We start from the raw sequence: 20,598 nt of genomic DNA, 5'->3' as shown, positions 1-20,598 counted from the left end.
TCCAGCGCCCGCGCTCAGGCGGATCGGTCAGCAGGTTGACGCCCTCGATATGCGGCATCTCCGCCCCGCCATAGCGCGACGGCAATTTGATCTCGGCATAGCGGCCCAGTTCCACCTGATGCCGCGTTTCGATCGCGGGCGTGGCGGACGCCAGGATGACCGGGAATTTCTCAATGAGGCCCCGCATCACCGCCACGTCGCGCGCGTGATAATGGACGCCATCCTCCTGCTTGAAGCTGGCCTCATGCGCTTCATCGACGACGATGAGGCCTAGGTTGGGATAAGGCAGGAACAGCGCCGACCGCGCCCCCACCACCACTTGCGCTTCACCCGCCGCAATCGCGCGCCACGCCCGCCGTCGCTCGGTCTGGCGCAGCCCGCTATGCCAATTGACCGGCACCGTGCCGAACCGCTTTTCGAACCGCTCCAGAAACGGCTCGGTCAGCGCGATTTCGGGTAGCAGCACCAACACTTGCCGCCCCGCGCGCATGGCCGCCGCGATCGCCTCGAAATAGACCTCGGTCTTGCCCGATCCGGTAACCCCGTCGAGCAGGAAGGGGGCAAAATCCTGCGCCCGCACCGCATCGGCCATAGTCGTGGCGGCTGCCATCTGCGCTTCTGAAAGGGCAGGCGGCGCATGATCGGGATCGGGCAGGGGGAAGGGCGTATCGACGCTCACCTCGACCGGCTCGAACACATCCTGCTTGATGAGGCCACGGATCACCGCGTCGCTGACCCCGCCGATCATCGCCAGTTCGCGCACCAGCCCCTGCCGCTCGCCGATCCGCTCCAGCGCCTGCGCGCGCTGTTCGGTCATCCGTTCGGGCACAGCGCCAGTCGCCTTATATTCGATGACCGTGCGCGTCCCCTCCAGCGCCGCCATCGACGCCAGCGCCATCCGCAGCACGGCGGCGGGAGGGCTGAGATAATAGTCCGCCGTCCATTCGATCAGGCGGCGCAGCGGCGCGGGCAGGGGCGGCGCATCGACCAGTTCGAGCAAGTTGCGCAGCCGGTTGTCGCCCACGCTCTCCACATCGGGGAAGCTCTCTTCCTCCCACACCACGCCCACCAGTTGGCGCGGCCCCAGCGGCGCGACGACGATGCTGCCGGGTTTCACGTTCATCCCGTGCGGCACGCGATAGTCGAGCGGCCCCAGGGCGGCATTGAGCAAAAGGACACGGGCGCGGGACATGCCCCCGTCCTTAGCCCGTCCCGCCCGCCACGCAAATGCCGCGCGTCAGATGCGCCAACTGAGCGTCAGCCACGGCACATACGATACGACATCGGGCCGCCCGTCACGGAAATTCTGCTGGCGCATATAGAGAAGCTGCGCATCGACCCCCTTGCCGATTGGATGGCGAAGGCCGATCTGATGGCGCATCGTCGCCAGGCCGGTCTTGTCGCTGGGCCGCCCGCGATTGAGATGGAAGAAGATTTCGGTCGCGGCGATCACGGTCCATTGCTTTGCTTTGTCAATCGGGACGCTGGCCTGCAGCCGCTGGCGCAGCCGCCATACCGGCGCATCGACCGTATCGAAGAAGCGCTGTTCCATCCGGGTGCGCGCCATCCAGATGCCGTTGGTCAGCGTAATCTGCTGGAACAGCCGCAACTCTTCGTCCGCCTCGCTCTTGAGATAGGCAAAGCCCCCGCCCAGTTGCACGACCGGGGCGATACGGTGGTCGATGGCGATGCGGCTGAGAAACTGCTCGCCGCCGCTCCGACTGTCCGACCGCGCACGCTGGCTCGAATCGATCGTGATGATGTCCGCCGGGCCCGCCTTGATCGTCACCATCTCGGTCAGCCACGCCTGGCTTTCCTGCGTCGCCGCATGAACGGGCAGGGGCATCGCCAGCACCGACACGGCAATCATCAGTCGGCACAGTAGCATGGCATATCCTTTGGCAGGGTGCCCGCGGCTTAGGCATGTTGCTGCTTTGTTGCAATTGCCGCCCTGCGCCGCCGACGATGGCGAAACCGGCGGCCAGCGGCTAAAGGGGACCGACTCATTCATCCCCGGAGCCCAAATCCATGAAATTCTTTGTCGACACCGCCGACACCGCCGACATTCGCGACCTGGCCGCCACTGGCTTGCTCGACGGCGTGACCACCAACCCGTCCTTGATCCACAAGTCGGGCCGCGCCTTCCTCGAAGTGGTCGAGGAAATCTGTGGCCTGGTTGACGGCCCCGTCTCCGCCGAAGTCGTCGCGCTCGACCATGAAACGATGATGAAAGAAGCAGAAGTTCTGCGCAAAATCGCGGACAATGTCTGCATCAAGGTGCCCTTGACCATCGACGGGCTCAAGACCTGCAAGGCGCTGACCGACGAAGGCACGCTCGTCAACGTCACCCTCTGCTTCTCCGCCAATCAGGCGCTGCTCGCGGCCAAGGCCGGGGCATCCTTCATCTCCCCCTTCGTTGGCCGCCATGACGATAATGGCTTCGATGGCATGGCGCTGATCCAGGATATTCGCCTGATCTACGACAATTATGGCTTCGACACCGAAATCCTGGTCGCCAGCGTCCGCCATCCCATCCATGTGCTGGAAAGCGCCCGCATCGGCGCCGACGTCATGACCGCACCCCCCGCCGTCATCCGCATGCTGTCCAAGCATGTGCTGACTGACAAGGGGCTGGAAGGCTTCGCCGCCGACTGGGCCAAGACCGGCCAGTCGATCCTGTGATCTGAACAGGCGGGACGGCAACTGTCGTCCCGCCCTAAGGAAAATTCCATGAGCCACGATCCCGACAAGCCCGATTTCGGCTTTCTCTGGTTCTCGCTGCTGCTCACCATCATCGGTCTGGCGCTGCTCATGGTCATGGGTGGTGTCGGTTGTCAGGAAGTCTGCTCCTGACCCTCCAGAGTTTCCGGTGCTTTTGTCATCAGAGGATCACGGCTGATTTTCAACTTCTGCTCCTCTGGAAGGGGGGCATTGTCAACTTCTGCTCCGATCCTTGTTTTATGCGCGCTACAAAGGGATCCGCTGGCGGACAAGTGTCGCTGGCGGCCATGCCGACAAATCAGATTCACGAAGGTCGCGGCGAGGTCCCGGGCAGATCGCGGACACGTTCGGCGTTGAGCAGCATCATATCAATGATGACGAATGAGGGGGCGCTTCTGAGGTGAGCGGAAGGCCATGCAGGCATTGCCAATGAAGCGATCTCACAAAGCCTCTGCCTGATGTGCTGCGTTATTCCGATGGTTCTGTAATGCCCATAAGACGGGGGTTGGCTATTTTGGTAAATTGAGCCTTGTATCTGGGATGATATGTAAATTTATTCGAATGATTCTTATCTACGCCCTGATGTATATTCGACCGCATCATAGTTTAGGTAAAGTTAATCCGTGATGATATGGTGTATCAGTGCGCTATCATGGCACAATGATCTGATGTATCATTCAGAAACAGTCCAATATGCCGCGATTTTACTTTTGCAGATGACATTCTGCGGAAAGCCTACTATGTAGCCTGTCATGCGCCGCTTGGGACGTTTCCTGCTCTGCCTGATTTCGTTGTCCATGCTGACGACGACGATGGTGCATGCCCAGGAAGTTCCTAACGCTCAGGCGCCCACCATCGAATGCTCCGGTTATGTGCATAGTGATGGCGATGCGGACCAGACGCAGGGCGATGCTGACAAGGGCATGCCGCACCATCATGGTGGTTGTCAGGGCGCTCCGGCGTTCGTGCCGGCTTCGGCCAGCGATGATATGCTCCCCTCCGCGGTGAACGCTCCTGCGTTCATTCCTGCACCGATCCCGTCCAAGCGTTGGGCCATCGGCCCCGACCTGCGCCCACCTATAGCCTGACAGAGCCATAATGGACCGTTGCGCCTGAATTCAGGCCGCCGGTCGTCCATGACTCGTGTTCAGGATTCCTATTCATGTTCCGATCCATTGCAGCCTTATTGGCTGCCGTGTCCTGCGTCGCTGTGGCGCAGGCACAGGAGATGCCCGCTGCGGTAGCGGGGGCATCACCCTATACGCTTGATGAGGCGGTTGCCGCAGCTGGTGGCAGCGCCCCGGCGGCCGAAGCCGCGCAGGCCAATGTCGAAGCGGCTCGCGCCGCACGTACCGTCGCTGGCCTTCGTCCCAATCCCACCGTGCAGACGCAGGTGGAAAATATCGCGGGAAGCGGACCCTATCGCGGCGTTGGTAGCGCCGAGTCGACGGTCAGCATGGCTGTTCCCATAGAACTGGGTGGCAAGCGGTCCGCACGCATCGCGGTCGCTAATGCCCAGACCGACAAGGCGCTGCTAGTCTCGGCGATCACGCAGGCAGACATCAGGCTGCAGGTCACGCAGCTGTATATCGAAGCGGCTGCTGCCGAACGGCGTGTCCAGACGGCACGCGATCAATCGCGCATCGCTGGCGACGCAGCGAATGCCGCGAGCGTACGGGTAAAGGCCGGCCGTGCTTCTCCGATTGAGGAGCAGCGCGCCAATGTCGCGAAGATCAACGCCGACGCCGAACTGGTTCGGACCATTCGGCTGGCACAGGCCAGCCGCGCCAATCTTGAGCGTCGGATTGGGCAACCGATGAGCGGACCGCTCGATACGGCTTGGTTGGAGCGCTTGCCACGTGGCTATGGTCCCGAAGTCCCACCGAGCGCGGTAGGTACGCTGGCCCTGGCTGCCGCAGACGCGGACCTTGCCGTAGCTGATGCCAATGTCCGACTCGCCAATTCTCAACGAGTCCCCAATCTCGAAGCTGGCCCCGGTTTACGCAGGCTGTCAGCCACCAACGACACGGCCCTGATCTTCACGGTCACGATGCCTATCCCGATTTTCAATTCGGGTAAGGCGGCTGTCGCGCAGGCTCGCGCGCAGCGCAATCAGGTGGAAGCCCAGAAGCGTATGACGGCACTCGATGTCGAGCAGGCAATCACCGACGCGCAGACATCGGCATCGAATGCCGCAGTCACTGCACAGACGGCTACTGGTCCTGCCCTTGAGGCGGCCCAGGAAGCGGCCCATATTGCTCGCATCGGCTATCGCGAAGGCAAGTTCGGCCAGCTCGACCTGCTCGATGCAGAACGCACGCTTGCTCAGACGCGTCTCGCCGCCATCGACGCACTTGCCTCTTATCAAAATGCCCGCGCGCAACTGGAGCGCCTGACAGCGCCCGCGCCGGAACAGGGGAACTGATCCATGACATCTAAGAAGATCATCTACGCCGCCTTGCCCCTGTCCCTGATGCTGGCGCTCGCCGCTTGCGGAAGCGGTGCCGAGGAGAATCCGTCCAACGACGCGGCACCCGCTGCTGAAGCAAAGGCAGGGGAGAAAGCCGAAGAGGGCAAGATCACGCTCTCGGCCGATCAGATCGCATCGGCTGGCATTCAGACGGCGCGCCCGATGATGGGCGGCTCGGGCACGATCGAGCTCCCCGCTACCATCGATGGCGACCCTCAGGGCACGCAGGTGGTATCGGCCGCGATCGGTGGCCGCGTGGTTTCGCTGACCCGTAACCTTGGGCAGTCGATCGGTCGCGGCCAGACGCTTGCCGTGATCGAGAGCCGCGAGGCCGCCTCGCTCAACGCCGAGACCGAAGCTGCTCGCGCACGGCTGTCTCTGGCGAACAGCAATCTCGCCCGCGAACAGCGTCTGTTTTCGCAGCGCGTCTCGCCTGAGCAGGATCTCATCGCTGCCCGCACTGCGGCGACCGAAGCCCGCATCGCCCTTCGTCTGGCGCAGCAGCAGGTTTCTGCTGCGGGCACGGGTGGCGGCGGCCTCAATCGCATCGGCATCGTGGCGCCTATGTCGGGTCAGGTTATCGGCCGCAGCGTGGTGCTGGGGCAGACGGTCGCGGCGGATGCTGAATTGTTCCGCGTCGCCAACCTTTCGAGCGTGTCGCTTTCGCTCAACCTGCAGCCGCAGGATGCGGGCCGGGTGCGTCCGGGCGCAACGGTGAATATCAAGGCAGCTGGTCGACAGGCGACCGCGAAGGTGACGTTCGTGTCGCCGGCGCTCGATGCCAATACGCGACTGGTTCCCGTCATCGCGACTCTCGACAATCGTGATGGCCTCTGGCGCGTCGGCGAGCCGGTTACGGCATCGGTCGCGCTCACCGGCAGCGGCGGCGATGGCGCGATCCGTGTGCCGCTGACTGCAGTGCAGACAGAGGAGGGCAGGTCGGTCGTCTTTGTGCGGACCAAGACCGGGTTCCAGGCAACCGCCGTCCAATTGGGCGACAGTGCCGGCGACAGCGTGATCATCAAGTCGGGCCTGAAGGGCACCGAGGAGATCGCCACCGTCAATAGCTTCACGCTCAAGGCCGAACTCGGCAAGAGCGAAGCCGCGGAGGACTGAGCCGATGATCGCCCCAATCGTAACATGGGCGGTTCACAAGCGCTGGCTCGTCCTGCTGCTGACCGCCATTGCCGCCGTGATCGGCGCCGCCGCCCTGTCTCGCCTGCCTATCGACGCAGTGCCGGACATCACCAACAATCAGGTGCAGATCAACGTCCGTGCGCCCGCGCTTTCGCCCGAACTGGTCGAAAAGCAGGTGGCGTTCCCGATCGAGACTGCGCTCGCCGGCATTCCGGGCCTCGAATATAGCCGTTCGCTTAGCCGCAATGGTTTCGCGCAGGTGACGGCGGTCTTCTCCGATCAGACGGATATCTTTTTCGCCCGCCAGCAGGTCGGCGAGCGCCTGACAGGCGTGTCCGAGAACTTGCCCGATGGCGTAACGCCCGAAATGGGCCCGATCGCCACCGGTCTGGGCGAGGTCTATATGTGGACCGTCCGTCTGGAGCATCGCAAGGACGACAAGCACCAGCCGGGTGAACCCGGCATGCAGCCCGATGGCAGCTACATCACGCCGGAAGGCGAACGGCTGACGAACGACACCGACAAGGCGACCTACCTGCGTACCGCGCAGGACTGGATCGTTTCGCCGCTGCTGAAGAACACGCAGGGCTTGGCCGGCGTCGATTCGATTGGCGGCTATGCCAAGCAGTTCCTCGTCGTGCCCGACGTCCAGCGCCTGGCTTCGATGGGGATCACGCTGACGCAGCTCAGCACAGCCCTCGAACGCAACAACACCAGCGTCGGTGGCGGCTTCGTCAATCGCAATGGCGAAGGTCTGGCAGTCCGTGCGGACGCTCTTGTCCGTAACGCCGACGAACTTTCCAAGATCGTGGTGGCCACCCGGGAAGGTGTACCCATCACCCTTGGTCAGGTTGCATCTGTTCGTACCGGTCAGGCGATTCGCATGGGGTCGGCGTCCGAAAACGGAACTGAGGTCGTCGTCGGCACCGCCATCATGCGGATCGGCGAGAATAGCCGCACCGTCGCGACCGCAGTCGCCAACCGGCTGGAGGAGATCAACGCCTCACTGCCGCCAGACGTAATCGTCCAGCCTGTGCTGAACCGTACGGCGCTGGTGAACTCGACCATCAAGACGGTCGCCAAGAATCTGGGCGAAGGCGCGGTCCTTGTCATCGTGGTGCTGTTTCTGCTGCTCGGCAACTTCCGTGCCGCGCTGATCGCCGCCGTCATCATCCCGGTGACCATGATGCTGACCGGCTTTGGCATGTTGCGTGCCGGGGTGTCAGCGAACCTCATGAGCCTTGGCGCGCTCGACTTTGGCCTCATTGTCGATGGCGCCGTCATCATCGTCGAAAATGCCCTGCGACGCATGGCTGAGCATCAGCATCACGAAGGGCGTCTGCTCACCGTGAAGGAACGGCTGGATACGGTCGCTTCTGCTGCCCGGGAGATGATCAAGCCGTCGGTCTATGGCCAGGCGATCATCATCCTCGTTTATGTGCCGCTCCTCACCCTGACCGGTGTCGAGGGCAAGACCTTCGTGCCGATGGCGCTTACCGTAATCATCGCGCTGGTTTGCGCCTTCATCCTCTCCCTGACCTTTGTTCCCGCCGCGATCGCCCTGTGGCTGTCCAAGCGGATCGAAGAGAAGGAAGGACGGATCATGAGCTGGCTCAAGGCCCGCTACGAACCCGGTCTCGACCGGGCGATGAAGCGGCCTGTAGTCACTGTCGGCGCTGGTGTCGGCGGCTTCGTTCTCGCGATCCTGGCCTTCATGTCTCTGGGCCAGGTTTTCCTGCCGCAGCTTGATGAGGGCGACCTTCTGATTCAGGCTCTGCGTATTCCGGCGACGTCGGTGCAGCAGAGCCAGGCGATGCAGGTGCCGATCGAACAGATGATGTCGAAGCAGCCGGAGGTGAAGTTCGTCTTCTCCAAGACCGGTACGGCCGAACTGGCATCCGACCCGATGCCGCCCAACGCCACTGATATGTTCGTAATCCTCAAGGACCGGAAGGAATGGCCGGACCCCAGCCTGAAGAAGGAGGAACTCATCTCTCGGATCGAGGGGGAACTCGCCAAATTCCCGGGCAACGCCTACGAGATCACCCAGCCGATCCAGATGCGCTTCAACGAGCTCATCGCCGGCGTGCGTGGTGATATCGCGGTCAAGGTCTTCGGGGACGACTTCAACTCGATGAACGCGACGGCTGAGAAGATCGCCAGCGTCCTGCGTCGTACGCAGGGGGCCGCCGACGTGAAGGTCGAGCAAACCACGGGCCTTCCGATGCTCGACATTCGGGTGAATCGCGACGCCATGGCCCGCCTCGGCGTCACCGCTCAGGACGTGCAGGACATCGTGAACGCAACGCTGGGTGGCCAGCAGTCGGGCATGATTTTCGAAGGCGACCGCCGCTTCCCGGTGGTAATCCGACTTTCCGAAGATCAGCGTGGTGACATCTCGCTGCTCAGTCAGGTTCAGGTGCCGACCCCGAGCGGCCAGTTTGTTCCGCTGGCCAGCGTTGCGGATATCCGCGTCGTCGACGGTCCAAATCAGATCAGCCGTGAAAACGGCAAGCGTCGTGTAGTAGTCCAGGCGAACGTGCGTGGCCGTGACGTCGGCGGCGTGGTCGCGGATGCGCAGGCTGCCATTGGTAAGGAAGTGCGTCTTCCGCCGGGCAGCTATCTCGAATGGGGTGGCCAGTTCGAAAATCTGGCTTCGGCTCAGGAACGCCTACAGCTGGTGATCCCGGCCTGCTTTGTTTTGATCCTGCTGCTCCTCTATGGCGCGTTGGGGTCAGTCCGAGATGCCGCCATCGTGTTCACCGGCGTTCCTCTCGCCCTCGTGGGCGGCGTGCTGGCCCTCTTCCTTCGGGGTATGGACTTCTCCATCTCCGCAGCGGTCGGGTTCATCGCGCTGTCCGGCATCGCGGTCCTGAACGGTCTCGTCATGGTGTCCTCCATTCAGGATCTCATGCGAACCGGCATGGACCGGGCCGAAGCCGCTCGGGTGGGCGCGCTTCAGCGTCTGAGGCCAGTGGTCATGACGGCGTTGGTCGCAAGCCTCGGCTTCGTGCCCATGGCCTTGGGCAGCGGCGCTGGCGCCGAAGTCCAGAAGCCGCTGGCGACGGTCGTAATCGGCGGCCTGATCTCTGCGACGCTCCTGACCCTGTTCGTCCTGCCGACGCTCTACGCGCGATACGGCCGCACGACGATGGTCGAGGAGGATGATCCAGAGATCGAGGTCTCCCCGTCTGTTCAACCGCAGCACTGATGTGACGGGAGGGCAGCAACTGCCCTCCCGCCTCTTCCTGATCGAAGGAAAGGATCAGACCGATGAGAGAGGAAACCATATTCAGTCCTCAGATCTCGCGTTTGCGGGCGTGGACACTGTTGGCCGACCTCAATCGCTATGAGGCGTGGCATCCGCACTATTGTTTTGGTGCGGGGGTCGTCGAGCTTGGGAACAAGATCGACATGACCTGGACCTTGATGGGCAAGCGAGCATCGCTCGAAGCCATAATCGTGGCCAATGAGAAGCCCGACACTATCCGCTGGAAAGCGGCGACGTTTCTGCTTTTCAGCATCGAAGAGGGATATGAAATTTTCGAGGACGAGACTGGCCTGCACGTCCGGCACAGTTTCGAGTGCAAGGGCATCCTTGGATTATTGGCACGCCCTTTAGCCGGGGGCCTTCGCCGTCAGATGAAGATCCAGGACGCAAGGTTCATGGCAGCAACGAAGCGAACGGTCCGCTCGGTTGCCCCAGCCAATCGTCACAAGCGTCGTGCTCTCAACGTGACCAAGGGTAAGGAGAGGCGCGATGGATAGCGCAACGACTGGCGCCGATCAGGGAATGGAGCGCAAGACGCTTTGGATCGTGCTGATCCTCAATGTTCTCATATTTGCTGCCTTCTTCGTCGTGGGCTTCACCGGAGATTCCAGCGCGCTCATTGCCAATGGCGTCGACAATTTGTCGGATGCGCTCGTTTATGCGCTGAGCCTTGTAGCCCTGAGCCGAGGCGTCACGTGGAAGAGCCGAGCGGCAATGTTCTCAGGCTCCATGCTGCTGGTCTTCGCAGTCGGCATCCTCATCGACGTCGGTCGTCGATATGTCTACGGCAGCGAGCCCATTGGCACGGCCATGATGGCGATGTCGGCTGTGGCAGCCATCGTAAACTTCATCTGCCTAAGGCTGCTGCAACGGCTTGAGCAGCCCGACGTCAACATGCGCGCAGCTACAACCTTTAGCTTCAACGACTTCATTTCGAATGGCGGCATTTTGATCGCCGGCGTGCTGGTTTGGTGGCTCGGCACAAACTGGCCGGATCTTCTCGTCGGCGTCGCCACTGCGCTGATCGCCATCAAGGGCGGGGTCGAGATCCTGAAGGATGCTCGTAGCGAAATTCGGGAGGCCAAGGGCCGCCCAGAAATCAAGGAGGCCTGAAATGACAACTCGTACTTCTCCGCAAGGACTTCCCTGTCCGGTCTGCAAGGTCGACCTGCTCATGAGCGAGCGGCAGGGCATCGAGATCGACTATTGCCCTCAATGTCGTGGCGTCTGGCTCGACCGCGGTGAACTCGACAAGATCATCGAACGCAGCATCAGCGAAACTCAGCCGACCGAACGGCGTGAAGGCACGCTTGGTGTGTTCGGCTCAAAGCATGGAAGCGATCGTGGCGACAGCCACGGATCTCGGGGCGGCCACCATGGTCGTCGCAAGGGCTTCCTGCGCGATCTCTTCGACTGACAACCAGCTTGGCCGCCGCACCTACCCCCTGTGTGCGAGAACGGCCCGCGTCATGGGCGGCATCCCTCGCCGCCCATGACGACAGTTTCTTCCTCCTGATCCGGGAAACAACATGCGCCTGAAACAATATCGTTTGAGCCGTCTCTCCCTGACCGTAGGAGGCCTGATGCTCAGCCTGATGGGATGTCAGCAGAATGGTGGCGGCGATGAAAGCCGTCATGATCGCAATTCCATTCCCACGCTCGTTGGGGAGCATCTCTACGCATGTGAGGATGGAACGCAGCTGGACGGCGATTTCCTGGTCGATGGGCTGACCCTCGATCTGGCGATCCTGCCGAACCAGAAGCCGATCCGTCTGACTGCGCCCGACACGGGCCTGACCTATGTCGGCGATAAGCTCAATGTCAGCCTGACCGGCGTCGACACGTTGAAGCTAGTACGCGCCGATCAAAAACCGCTGATCTGCAGGAGAACCCGGACGATCAGCAAGCAGGGACGCCTGCATCCACCCTGATGGCAACTGTTTTTACCGAAGATAGCGTGTCCCAACCAGGATGATGGTCATGATTCAAAAACTCCGCCTTGATGTCCCCCTGCTGCTCCCCGAAGTCACCGACACGGCTGATGGCTGCGTTTCGCGCCTGATATCCTTGATCGAAAGCCGTCCCGGTGTTTCTGAAGTGCATGTCACGAAGGAACCAGCCGGCACACTGCCGCAGCTGTGCATCCACTATGATCCGGACGCGATCTCTCTTCCTCGTATCCGGGAGCTGGCGAAGGCGGCGGGGACGCAGATCGCAGAGCGCATCGGCCATGCGGTGTGGGAGGTCGACGGCATTGGCCATCAAAGGCGTGCCAGGTCTATTGGCGAAACGCTTCGCGCGCTGCCAGGCGTGCTCGAAGCCGAGGCCATTCTTCCCGGGACGGTGCGGGTTGAGTTTGATCGCACGATCACGTCGGAGGATGGCATTCTCACGGGGCTTCGCGATGCCGGTGTAACACCCAAGGCACTCGCGGCTTCCGGAAAGAAGCCCGTGGCGCACGACCACGACAAGGATCACGATCACCCGGCTGTCGAGAAGCACGACCACGATCATGGGCATGGCGGACTGCTTGGGCCCAACACCGAGCTGATCTTCGCTCTTGCCTGCGGCGGCGCGCTGGGGGTGGGCTACCTCATCGAGACGTTCGTGACGGCCCCCGCCTGGGTGCCGTTCGCTCTCTTCATCGCGGCTTATGTGTTCGGCGGCTTCTACACCGTGCGTGAGGCTATCGAAAATCTGCGCCAGAAGCGCTTCGAGATCGATACACTGATGCTGGTGGCAGCCGCTGGTGCGGCGGCGCTAGGCGCTTGGGCCGAAGGTGCCTTGTTGCTGTTTCTCTTCAGTTTGGGGCATGCACTCGAGCATTACGCCATGGGCCGCGCCAAGCGTGCGATCGAAGCTCTGGCCGAGTTGGCGCCGCGAACGGCCACCGTTCGGCGCATGGATGGTGGCTCCAGTGTCGTGCCGGTCGAGGAACTGGTCCTTGGTGATGTCGTCATCATCAAGCCGGACGAGCGCATCGCCGCCGATGGCTTCGTCATCAAGGGCAATTCTGCGGTCAATCAAGCGCCTGTCACTGGCGAAAGCATCCCGGTCGACAAGGAGCCGGTCGAAAGCGCGGACTCTGCTCGGGCCAATCCTGATCGCGTCGCTGCAGCCAGCAGGGTCTTCGCCGGCACGATCAACGGCAGCGGCCTCATCGAGATCGAAGTCACGCGCCTATCGAACGAGAGCACGCTCGCCAAGGTCGTGAAGATGGTCAGCGAGGCGGAGACGCAGAAGTCGCCGACCCAGCGGTTCACTGATCGCTTCGAGCGCTTCTTCGTGCCTGCCGTTCTTGTCTTGGCATTCCTGCTTCTATTCGCATGGGTCGTCGTCGATGAGCCATTCCGCGACAGTTTCTATAGGGCGATGGCCGTCCTTGTGGCCGCCAGCCCCTGCGCGCTGGCCATCGCGACGCCGAGCGCCGTGCTGTCGGGTGTCGCCCGTGCCGCGCGGGGCGGCGTCCTGGTAAAGGGCGGTGCGCCGCTCGAATTGCTGGGATCGCTCGATGCCATCGCGTTCGACAAGACCGGCACGCTGACGATGGGCGAGCCACGCATCCAGCAGATCATCCCGGCGCCTGGCGTCACCAAGGAAGAACTGATGGCGCTGGCGGTGGCTGTAGAAAGCCTCAGCGACCATCCCTTGGCCCAGGCAATTGCGCGTGATGGGCGCGAGCATATTGGCGATCATCCAGTTCCGGAGGCCGAAAATCTGAAGAGCCTCACGGGTCGCGGCATCTCGGCTCTTGTCGGTGAGGATGAAGTTCTCATCGGCAAGGCCGAGATGTTCGGCAGCGACGGCATAGCCCCGCTGTCCGGCGAGATGGATACCGCGATCAAGACGCTCCGGGAGGCAGGACAGACCAGCATGGTCGTGCGCAGCGGCTCCCGGGATATGGGGGCTATCGGTCTTCTGGATACGCCGCGCGAAGCAGCCCGCGCGGCGCTGGAACGCCTGCGCGAGATCGGCATCAAGCGGATGATCATGATCTCGGGCGATCACCAGCGGGTGGCTGATGCCATAGGCAAGCAGGTCGGGATCGATGAAGCCTGGGGCGATCTTATGCCCGAAGACAAGGTCGAGGCCATCAAGAAGCTGAGGGCCGAGACAAAGGTCGCGATGGTCGGTGATGGCGTGAACGATGCGCCCGCCATGGCGACAGCGACCGTCGGGATTGCGATGGGCGCAGCCGGCTCGGATGTCGCGCTGGAAACCGCCGACGTGGCGCTGATGGCAGACAACCTGTCGCATCTGCCGTTCGCTGTCGGTCTCAGCCGGAGCACGCGCTGGGTTATCCGGCAGAATGTGTTCGTCAGCCTGGGTGTCGTCGCCTTCCTCGTTCCGGCGACCATCCTGGGTCTTGGTATCGGACCGGCTGTCGCCCTTCACGAAGGATCGACGCTGTTGGTGGTTATCAACGCGCTGCGGCTTCTGGCGTATCGAGATCCGGTCCGTGTCTAAGCAGGACGCGGACCACCATCGAGAAGCGACGTGAGGATCGGAAGATTCGACGCCATCTTCGTCGGGACAGGCATACTGATATGCGTCGCTCTCGCTGTGGTGGGAGTGTGGGCGATGTCCGGCGTACTGCACGCACCACTTAATGATCCTCCCGCCACGAAGCGTGTGCATTTTACGATCCAGCCGGGCGAAACGCAGCGCGTAGCAGCCTATGTGGCCGGGGAGGGGACCGTACGGTTCGTAAGCGAGAGCCGCGGCGCGAAGGTCCGCTATCGCCTTCGCCTGGAAGATGGGCACCAAGGGTCCATTCTTGCCGATACGATTGCTTCGGGCATTCAGCGGGGGGAGTTACGTCCGCAGCATGGCAGCCTGTACGAATGGTCTTGGAACAACCTATCGCCTGGGCCGGTGCATGTTGGCTTCTTTGCCGAGGGCAACTTCGACATCCTGAACCGAACAGGCGCTCGTCAGCCTGAATCCTTGGTGGCCCCCTGATTTTAAGAATTGGGCGCTACGCCTCTCACATCATAGATAATGGAGCACCGCGATGATCGTCGGAGCGCGTCCCCGCCTGCAGCAGATCATACTCGAAATCTGGAAGCCACTGACCATCCTGTTTGCCTGGGATGTGGCAGTCACCATCTTCCACCGGTTCATGCCAATCAAGGAGCCTGCGCTGCCAGTCGCGCTGTTCGGCACGGCCATAGCTTTGTTTCTCGGCTTCAGGACGAACGCCGCTTACGCCCGCTGGTGGGAGGCGCGCACCTTATGGGGCGCTTTGATCAACGCCTCGCGCAGCATGGCCCGTTTGTGTCGCAATGTATTGCCGGCTGGCCCGGAAGCGGAAGCTATTGTGCTGCGGCAGATCTCTTTCGCGCACGCGATGCGGTGCCGGCTGCGGGGGCAGGATCCGACAGAGGATATTAAGCGGCTGGCGGGCAAGGAGGCCGCCGAAGTGGCTGCCGAGCGTACGAACCGCCCCAATGCGTTGCTCGAGGACATGTCTCGGATCGTGTCTGGAGCGCGGACTGACGGGAAGATCGACACCATCCAGCAGTCCCTGTTCGAACGAGTGATGATCGATATCGCCAATGCCCAAGGGGGCATGGAGCGCATCAAGAATACGCCGCTGCCCAATGGCTTTGAGTTCATGCCGAACTTCTTCACGCGGCTGTTCTGCGTGCTGTTGCCGATCTCGTTGGTGGAGACGTTGGATCTCTACACACCGATCGGATCGACCCTGATCGGGATGATCTTCCTGGCTGCGTTGCGGATCGGGCAGGATCTGACGGACCCGTTTGCCAACACCGTCCATGACGTGCCGCTATCGACGATGTGTCGGACGATCGAGATCGATCTTCTGGAGTCCCTAGGGCGGAAGGGGCCTGGGCCACTTCCTCCTGTGGCGGGAACGCAGTGGTAGAGTAGGGGATCAAAGGCCGGACGTAGCCGTTACACCCTTCAACAGGCCGTAAAGGGGCGGAAATCAATCGTTACGATCGAGTTGGGCGCCAGCGACAGGCGGTTCCTATCTGCCTTGCGCGCCCATTCATTTAAAGGAGTATGAAGTGGCAACAGCAAGCGTAATCAGCACGCAACCGACCCCGGACGAGGCCCTGCAGCGTCTGGTCGACGGCAATGAGGCATTCGTGGCCGATGCGCCGGTGCCGGCCGACTTGTCACGCGAGCGGCGACTGGCGCTCGCAGAAGGTCAGCAGCCGTTCGCGACGCTGGTGGGCTGTTCGGACTCTCGCGTTGGCCCAGAACAGCTGTTTGGCGCCGGCCTCGGCGAACTGTTCATTGTCCGGACTGCCGGTAACAACGTGGACACCGCCGGCATGGGGTCCATCGAATATTCGGTGGCCGTGCTGAAGGTGCCGCTCATCGTCGTGTTGGGGCATGAGAAGTGCGGCGCCGTTGCGGCTGCAGCCGACGTCGTGACGAAGGATACACGGTTTCCGGGTAGCATTGCTCGTATGATCGAGCCGATCGTACCGGCCGTCTTGGCAGCTCAGCGCAATGTCGGCGAAGACAAGCTGGTCGATACCGCGGTCGAGGAAAACGTCCGGCGTATGGTCGAACGCCTGCAGAAGTTCTCAGAGCCGATGCTGATCGAACCGCAGGAGCGTGGCGAGTTGAAGGTCGTGGGCGCCGTGTACGAACTGTCGACCGGCCGGGTTCGCTGGCTCTAAAAGCGCAGGCCTTCCCGACGGACATAATCAGAGTTTGGCTGGTTATGTCCGTCGGGAGTGCGCGGATATCATGGCGGTGATAGTCGCCCTTTGATGCTGAGCGTCATTTGTAGAAGCTGCTTGTGTCGACTTTTACTCGCACGTCTGACGCGGTCACCGTCAGCGGGTCGCTGATGGGAAGTTCGATTTCTGCCTCATAAGGATATTCGTCAGTGTCGCGGGAGCCGATATCGTTCGCAACATCAGATCCTGAGCCATATTGCAGTTCGACCACAACGGATCCGGTCACCTCGTAGTAGATCGTGTTGGCATCCATGTCGGTGACCACGATTTCGTCGACCCAGTGATGGTCAATTGCGGTGTGGGTAGACAGCTCATCGAGCTCCTGGATTGCTTCCCCAATCATCTTCTCGAACACGGCGGTCTGCATCGCTCCTGCGACTGCCTCTTCGATAAAGTCCCGGCTCTCTTCAGCCGCATCCAGTAGGGCGTTGATTCCGTCGAGAACTTCGCTGAAAATCCGCCTGATTTTTGAACCGTCGGCTAGGATGGTGTTTGGGCGGACATGTGTAGAGCGGTTTAGCGCATTCACCATTTCAATCAATTCGTCGGCGTGGGGCTTCACCTCGAACTTCAGTATGTCCTTTACGAATTGGTCTGAAAGGCCGGCCTTGATGATGTAATTCGCCCGTTGCCTCCTCGTCACTGTATCGGTGTCTGGTGCTTGCACGAACCAGACGCATGCGCGGACATCTTCGTCAGGTGACAGTTTGTGGATGATATGACTGATCGCTTCGCGCAGGCCGGCTGCTACGAAGTTTCCACGGATTGGGTTGCTCTTGCTCTTCCCTACTTTGATGCAGCCTTTGAAGACTGTTTTCAGGAATTTGTCCCGATCGAAACGCTTTGCGAGAGCGCGTGACGCTTCGCTGATCTCGCGCCAGGTAGCAATCTCATTTGTCATTATTATTCCATTTCAACATCATATTTTGATATTTCTGTCCAAGTTTCGATCTTGAGTTGGCCGGACTTCACTCAGTGCCCTTAGGCAGACGACATCGAAACGCTAGCTGGACTGATGCGGGATGGTGCTTGTCGTCACCGGGACGAAGGCAAGGTTCGTCCACCAAACTTTTTAATCTGAGCAGCGACGCCCCTCTTGATCAGCGACACTGCCCGTTCGTTGGGGTTTCCGCTGAGCAGGAACAATGAGAACTGGCGCAGCTTATGTCGGGTCAAGATCGGGATCGGCTCGGACACGAAACTGAAGATGGTCCGTAGGCGTTCGGCCGCGAATTTTTCTACCTTGTCAGGGTCGGCACTTCGGTTGGGCGTTGATGTGGCCGCAAAGTCGAAGAGGTCTGAAGGCTTGGGGGTGTACTTGTAGAAGTGCTGCTCCCAATCGGGGGTGCCGAAAACCTCATTCAGCGATGCCCTTTTTCCAGCGTCGAGAGCCGCATGGTCGTGGCTCAACTGGCGAAGGGCGGCGTGCAGTGGAAAGAGATACCAGACGTCTGCTCGTTGGGTGTTTGCAAGATATCTCAAAGTATCCCATCGAACAGACATGCCATAGGGGTCGAGGAATACGACGGCGCGCTGAAGTCCGCTCCGGCCCGGCTGCGTCCAAGGGCCATTGGAGAACACCTTGCGCAGTTCATCGTTGGCATCCCCAGGGACGCATCGGATGTCGTGGTTTGGAAAGTCGGATTTCACCCGCTCTAGTGCGGCGAAGCGCTGTGGATCCTTCTCGATGAATACGAAGTGGCGGAAGGGCGGATCAATGGCTATCGCACGACGTGCAGAGCCCTCCAGGCGGACGCGTTCCATGACTCCTGGCTCTTGGCTAAAAAGCCCGGCCGACTTGCTTTCGATGGTGCGGTCACCTGTCCCGGCGAATGCATCAATGTACCACGTTTCGAAGGGATTGGTCGGCGACGGACTCGCTTGCAGCGCTCGCGTGTAAAAGTTGAGGTAATCGGAAACAGCATTGAGCTTGATCTCGGTCCACCCGCCACCAAAGGTATGTTCAGCTCTTTCCACATCGGCCATGTCGGGTTTGTCTCGGTTAGGCCTCAGCGGCACCGTTGATCTTGTCTGGTGGGGATATGCCCCTCGTTAAGCGGCGCGCGAGGCGACGGGAACCGGCAGCTCGTTCCATTCGCGCCCGTCGAGATCACGGCCGCCGGTCTTTGGCCGGATGCCGCCCCATTGTTTGAAGAAGAACGCGACGCCTTGTTCGGCGCATAGGTCGCGAATTTCACGCGCCCATTCGATTGCCATCGGCCGCGCGCCCGGCCCACTTTCGCCGCCCGCAATAACCCAGTGAATGCCCGTGAGATCAACTTTTCCGACTGAACCGATCAGCGGTTCTACGGAAAGGAAGCGGACGCCAGCAGGTGCATCTCGCAGATGCGTAATACGAGCGCTGGATTTGCTGTCTTCGACCGACACACCGAGCCAAATGTGAGCCGGTGGTGTGGCATCACGGTAGCGCCGCTTGAGATAGCTGCGCATCAGCGAACTGCGTTTCGTCAACACTTGGAAGACGTGCCAATCCGCCTTCTCCATCGTGTCGAAGACCTGATCGATGAAGGTGCGGGGCACCTCCTTGTGGAATAGGTCGCTCATCGAATTGACGAAGATCATCCGGGACCGCTTCCAAGCGAGCGGTTGCGCTAGCCGTTCAGGCCGAAGGGTGAGGTCGAAGCCATGTTCGAAAGGATGACCTGGGATGCCGCGCCACCGCTCAGAGAAGCGGGCGGCATAGCAATTGTCGCAGCCGGCAGTAATCTTCGTACAACCCGTCACCGGATTCCACGTCGCATCTGTCCACTCGATTGCACTGCCGTCGGCCATAATAACGCGCCCCTAGAACGTACCATGAATCTTGGCATATCGCGAATCGTGGGGCAACGAGTTTCGGTGCCAAAACTGGAAAATATGAGCAAAATGAATGAGAAGGGGATGGACAGTTGCTGTAAGTATTACTCATAACTTGTCTATGGCGGCAGGGCCAGCGAGGCATCAATCCATGGCAGGTAATCTGGGTTACGATTGGATCGTGGGCGGTAGTCTGCCCGAACTCGGTCGCCACAGTGCGGCAAAGCATGAGATATTCGATGCCTATGTTGGGGCGTACATTCGCACACTGACTAAGAGTCATCGCACCCGTGCTCTCAACCTCACAATCGTTGACGGGTTCTGTGGTGGCGGTCGCTATACGCTTGATGGCGGTCAGGTTGACGGGTCTCCACTTCGAATGTTGGCTGCAGTCGACCGGGTTCGGGCTGAGGTCGCAGCGGCACGGACACTAGGCATTGCGATCAATGTCGACTTTGTCTTCGTCGATGCGAACCGCAACCATATCGATTTTCTACGGGATCTTCTGGAAAGCGAGGGTCACGGCTCTCGGATCGGGCGGGACATCCATATCCTCACTTCGAAGTTTGAAGAGGTCTCTGGAGATGTGATCGCACGCATCCAGGCAAGAGGGCGGGCGCATCGCTCCTTGTTCTTCCTGGATCAATACGGATGGAGTTCAGTCACATTCGCCACAATCCGCAAGATCATGGCAGCCCTTCAAAACCCGGAAGTGGTGCTGACCTTCATGGTAGACCATCTGGTGAACCTGCTGAATGACAGGATGATCGACACCGCGGGCTTGGCGGCGGTCGATCTCGGTCGCAGTGATGTCCAGGACATGCTGCAAATGAAGCAGATGCGGGGTTGGAAGCGCTTCATCCAAAACACGCTCTACGAGCATATCCAGCGGAACACTGGCGCCGATTATTACACGCCGTTTTTCATCCACCCCGAAGGCGGGTCCAATCGGGATTATTGGCTCCTGCACCTGTCGAAGCACCATTCGGCTCGAGAGGAAATGGGCAAGATCCACTGGGGAATGGAAAACACATTCGAGCATTTCGGTCGAGCGGGCTTTAACTCGCTTGGTTTTAATCCAAGCGAGGATGTGCGGAAGGATATGTTGGACTTTGGCTTCAACGACAACGCGCGAACCAGGTCGGAGAACGCCGTTGTCGACCAACTCGCCAGGATGCTTCACGCACGGGCGGCAGCCGGGAAGGGGCCGCTGACCAAGAAAGAACTGTTCGCATCCCATTGCAACGAGGCGCCGGTAATCGGTGAGATCGTGGATGCAGCGCTGGTCGAACTACGCAAGGCGCAGGATGTGATTATCACTGGCAAGGATGGAGCGTTGCGACGGTCAGTGAAGACGTTCGCTTGGGATGACGAGATCAAGGTGTCTCGGGAGCCTGGCCTTTTCTCTGTGTTCGATCAAAGAGCAGCGTGACAGGTCAATCATTTCAGATGCCGTATGT

20 protein-coding genes are annotated in these 20,598 nt (G+C 60.7%); 15 read left to right on the top strand and 5 right to left on the bottom strand.

The features are described from left to right. A partial coding sequence (gene priA, locus IL54_RS24455) for a replication restart helicase PriA (protein WP_156106340.1) occupies positions 1–1,192 on the bottom strand: 1,192 nt, incomplete at its 3' end. A 45-nt stretch (positions 1,193–1,237) separates the two neighbouring features. Beyond that, positions 1,238–1,888 (bottom strand): DUF2490 domain-containing protein, encoded by a 651-nt coding sequence (locus IL54_RS20675; RefSeq protein WP_037480638.1) that lies wholly within the window; start codon positions 1,886–1,888, stop codon positions 1,238–1,240. Positions 1,889–2,028: 140 nt separating this feature from the next. On the opposite strand from IL54_RS20675, the gene fsa reads away from it, so the two are divergent. From fsa to IL54_RS20610, 14 genes are all read left to right on the top strand, one after another. Further along, the gene (gene fsa / locus IL54_RS20670; RefSeq protein WP_037480038.1) at positions 2,029–2,682 is read left to right on the top strand and encodes a fructose-6-phosphate aldolase; all 654 of its coding nucleotides are present in this window, start codon (positions 2,029–2,031) and stop codon (positions 2,680–2,682) included. A 48-nt stretch (positions 2,683–2,730) separates the two neighbouring features. Next, on the top strand, positions 2,731–2,853 hold the full coding sequence (locus IL54_RS25745; RefSeq protein WP_272945525.1) for a hypothetical protein: 123 nt from the start codon (positions 2,731–2,733) through the stop codon (positions 2,851–2,853). A gap of 620 nt (positions 2,854–3,473) precedes the next feature. Beyond that, entirely contained in the window at positions 3,474–3,809 is a 336-nt protein-coding gene (locus IL54_RS20665; protein ID WP_037480035.1) for a hypothetical protein, read from the top strand. A gap of 74 nt (positions 3,810–3,883) precedes the next feature. Beyond that, complete coding sequence (locus IL54_RS20660; RefSeq protein WP_037480033.1) at positions 3,884–5,146, top strand: TolC family protein; 1,263 nt, start codon at positions 3,884–3,886, stop codon at positions 5,144–5,146. 3 nt (positions 5,147–5,149) lie between these two features. Next, positions 5,150–6,307 carry an efflux RND transporter periplasmic adaptor subunit gene (locus tag IL54_RS20655; RefSeq protein ID WP_010338225.1) on the top strand — a complete coding sequence of 386 codons (1,158 nt, stop codon included), beginning with the start codon at positions 5,150–5,152 and terminating at the stop codon, positions 6,305–6,307. 4 nt (positions 6,308–6,311) lie between these two features. Then, a complete protein-coding gene (locus IL54_RS20650) occupies positions 6,312–9,539 on the top strand; it encodes an efflux RND transporter permease subunit (protein ID WP_004210791.1) in 3,228 nt (1,075 codons plus the stop codon). Between the two features lie 62 nt (positions 9,540–9,601). Beyond that, the gene (locus tag IL54_RS20645) at positions 9,602–10,096 is read left to right on the top strand and encodes a hypothetical protein (RefSeq protein WP_037480030.1); all 495 of its coding nucleotides are present in this window, start codon (positions 9,602–9,604) and stop codon (positions 10,094–10,096) included. Then, positions 10,089–10,712 carry a cation transporter gene (locus tag IL54_RS20640; RefSeq protein WP_037480028.1) on the top strand — a complete coding sequence of 208 codons (624 nt, stop codon included), beginning with the start codon at positions 10,089–10,091 and terminating at the stop codon, positions 10,710–10,712. Before IL54_RS20645 ends, IL54_RS20640 begins: the two co-directional genes overlap by 8 nt. Positions 10,713–10,773: 61 nt before the next feature. Then, a complete protein-coding gene (locus tag IL54_RS20635) occupies positions 10,774–11,016 on the top strand; it encodes a TFIIB-type zinc ribbon-containing protein (protein WP_010338229.1) in 243 nt (80 codons plus the stop codon). A 166-nt stretch (positions 11,017–11,182) separates the two neighbouring features. Continuing rightward, positions 11,183–11,530: a hypothetical protein gene (locus IL54_RS20630; protein WP_010338230.1), complete on the top strand. Its 348-nt coding sequence runs from the start codon at positions 11,183–11,185 to the stop codon at positions 11,528–11,530. Between the two features lie 49 nt (positions 11,531–11,579). Continuing rightward, the gene (locus IL54_RS20625) at positions 11,580–14,066 is read left to right on the top strand and encodes a heavy metal translocating P-type ATPase (protein WP_026109590.1); all 2,487 of its coding nucleotides are present in this window, start codon (positions 11,580–11,582) and stop codon (positions 14,064–14,066) included. 114 nt (positions 14,067–14,180) lie between these two features. Then, positions 14,181–14,561 carry a hypothetical protein gene (locus IL54_RS20620; RefSeq protein ID WP_232015805.1) on the top strand — a complete coding sequence of 127 codons (381 nt, stop codon included), beginning with the start codon at positions 14,181–14,183 and terminating at the stop codon, positions 14,559–14,561. Positions 14,562–14,613: 52 nt separating this feature from the next. Further along, entirely contained in the window at positions 14,614–15,489 is an 876-nt protein-coding gene (locus IL54_RS20615; protein WP_010338233.1) for a bestrophin family protein, read from the top strand. Positions 15,490–15,634: 145 nt separating this feature from the next. Continuing rightward, on the top strand, positions 15,635–16,258 hold the full coding sequence (locus IL54_RS20610; protein ID WP_004210803.1) for a carbonic anhydrase: 624 nt from the start codon (positions 15,635–15,637) through the stop codon (positions 16,256–16,258). Between the two features lie 103 nt (positions 16,259–16,361). Here IL54_RS20610 and IL54_RS20605 read toward each other — a convergent pair whose 3' ends face one another. The 3 genes from IL54_RS20605 to IL54_RS20595 form a co-directional block, all read right to left on the bottom strand. After that, positions 16,362–17,222, bottom strand: coding sequence for a hypothetical protein (locus IL54_RS20605; protein ID WP_037480025.1), 861 nt, complete (start codon positions 17,220–17,222; stop codon positions 16,362–16,364). A 134-nt stretch (positions 17,223–17,356) separates the two neighbouring features. Next, complete coding sequence (gene tcmP, locus IL54_RS20600) at positions 17,357–18,307, bottom strand: three-Cys-motif partner protein TcmP (RefSeq protein ID WP_037480024.1); 951 nt, start codon at positions 18,305–18,307, stop codon at positions 17,357–17,359. A gap of 66 nt (positions 18,308–18,373) precedes the next feature. Next, positions 18,374–19,114 (bottom strand): DUF5131 family protein, encoded by a 741-nt coding sequence (locus IL54_RS20595; protein WP_017503063.1) that lies wholly within the window; start codon positions 19,112–19,114, stop codon positions 18,374–18,376. Positions 19,115–19,289: 175 nt separating this feature from the next. Here IL54_RS20595 and IL54_RS20590 point away from each other — a divergent pair, with 175 nt between their 5' ends. Continuing rightward, positions 19,290–20,570 carry a three-Cys-motif partner protein TcmP gene (locus tag IL54_RS20590; protein WP_037480023.1) on the top strand — a complete coding sequence of 427 codons (1,281 nt, stop codon included), beginning with the start codon at positions 19,290–19,292 and terminating at the stop codon, positions 20,568–20,570. Positions 20,571–20,598: the final 28 nt, after the last annotated feature.

It is taken from the genome of Sphingobium sp. ba1 (genome assembly GCF_000743655.1).
Taxonomy (GTDB): domain Bacteria; phylum Pseudomonadota; class Alphaproteobacteria; order Sphingomonadales; family Sphingomonadaceae; genus Sphingobium.
Note: the sequence above shows the minus strand (reverse complement) of the source record. Positions and strands in the feature narration are given on the sequence as shown.

Bases quoted from the DNA above. Each gene is read 5' to 3' on its own strand.
- IL54_RS20675 (WP_037480638.1), bottom strand. From the start codon at position 1,888: ATGCTACTGTGCCGACTGATGATTGCCGTGTCGGTGCTGGCGATGCCC.
- fsa (WP_037480038.1), top strand. From the start codon at position 2,029: ATGAAATTCTTTGTCGACACCGCCGACACCGCCGACATTCGCGACCTG.
- IL54_RS25745 (WP_272945525.1), top strand. From the start codon at position 2,731: ATGAGCCACGATCCCGACAAGCCCGATTTCGGCTTTCTCTGGTTCTCG.
- IL54_RS20665 (WP_037480035.1), top strand. From the start codon at position 3,474: ATGCGCCGCTTGGGACGTTTCCTGCTCTGCCTGATTTCGTTGTCCATG.
- IL54_RS20660 (WP_037480033.1), top strand. From the start codon at position 3,884: ATGTTCCGATCCATTGCAGCCTTATTGGCTGCCGTGTCCTGCGTCGCT.
- IL54_RS20655 (WP_010338225.1), top strand. From the start codon at position 5,150: ATGACATCTAAGAAGATCATCTACGCCGCCTTGCCCCTGTCCCTGATG.
- IL54_RS20650 (WP_004210791.1), top strand. From the start codon at position 6,312: ATGATCGCCCCAATCGTAACATGGGCGGTTCACAAGCGCTGGCTCGTC.
- IL54_RS20645 (WP_037480030.1), top strand. From the start codon at position 9,602: ATGAGAGAGGAAACCATATTCAGTCCTCAGATCTCGCGTTTGCGGGCG.
- IL54_RS20640 (WP_037480028.1), top strand. From the start codon at position 10,089: ATGGATAGCGCAACGACTGGCGCCGATCAGGGAATGGAGCGCAAGACG.
- IL54_RS20635 (WP_010338229.1), top strand. From the start codon at position 10,774: ATGAGCGAGCGGCAGGGCATCGAGATCGACTATTGCCCTCAATGTCGT.
- IL54_RS20630 (WP_010338230.1), top strand. From the start codon at position 11,183: ATGCTCAGCCTGATGGGATGTCAGCAGAATGGTGGCGGCGATGAAAGC.
- IL54_RS20625 (WP_026109590.1), top strand. From the start codon at position 11,580: ATGATTCAAAAACTCCGCCTTGATGTCCCCCTGCTGCTCCCCGAAGTC.
- IL54_RS20620 (WP_232015805.1), top strand. From the start codon at position 14,181: ATGTCCGGCGTACTGCACGCACCACTTAATGATCCTCCCGCCACGAAG.
- IL54_RS20615 (WP_010338233.1), top strand. From the start codon at position 14,614: ATGATCGTCGGAGCGCGTCCCCGCCTGCAGCAGATCATACTCGAAATC.
- IL54_RS20605 (WP_037480025.1), bottom strand. From the start codon at position 17,222: ATGACAAATGAGATTGCTACCTGGCGCGAGATCAGCGAAGCGTCACGC.
- tcmP (WP_037480024.1), bottom strand. From the start codon at position 18,307: ATGGCCGATGTGGAAAGAGCTGAACATACCTTTGGTGGCGGGTGGACC.
- IL54_RS20595 (WP_017503063.1), bottom strand. From the start codon at position 19,114: ATGGCCGACGGCAGTGCAATCGAGTGGACAGATGCGACGTGGAATCCG.
- IL54_RS20590 (WP_037480023.1), top strand. From the start codon at position 19,290: ATGGCAGGTAATCTGGGTTACGATTGGATCGTGGGCGGTAGTCTGCCC.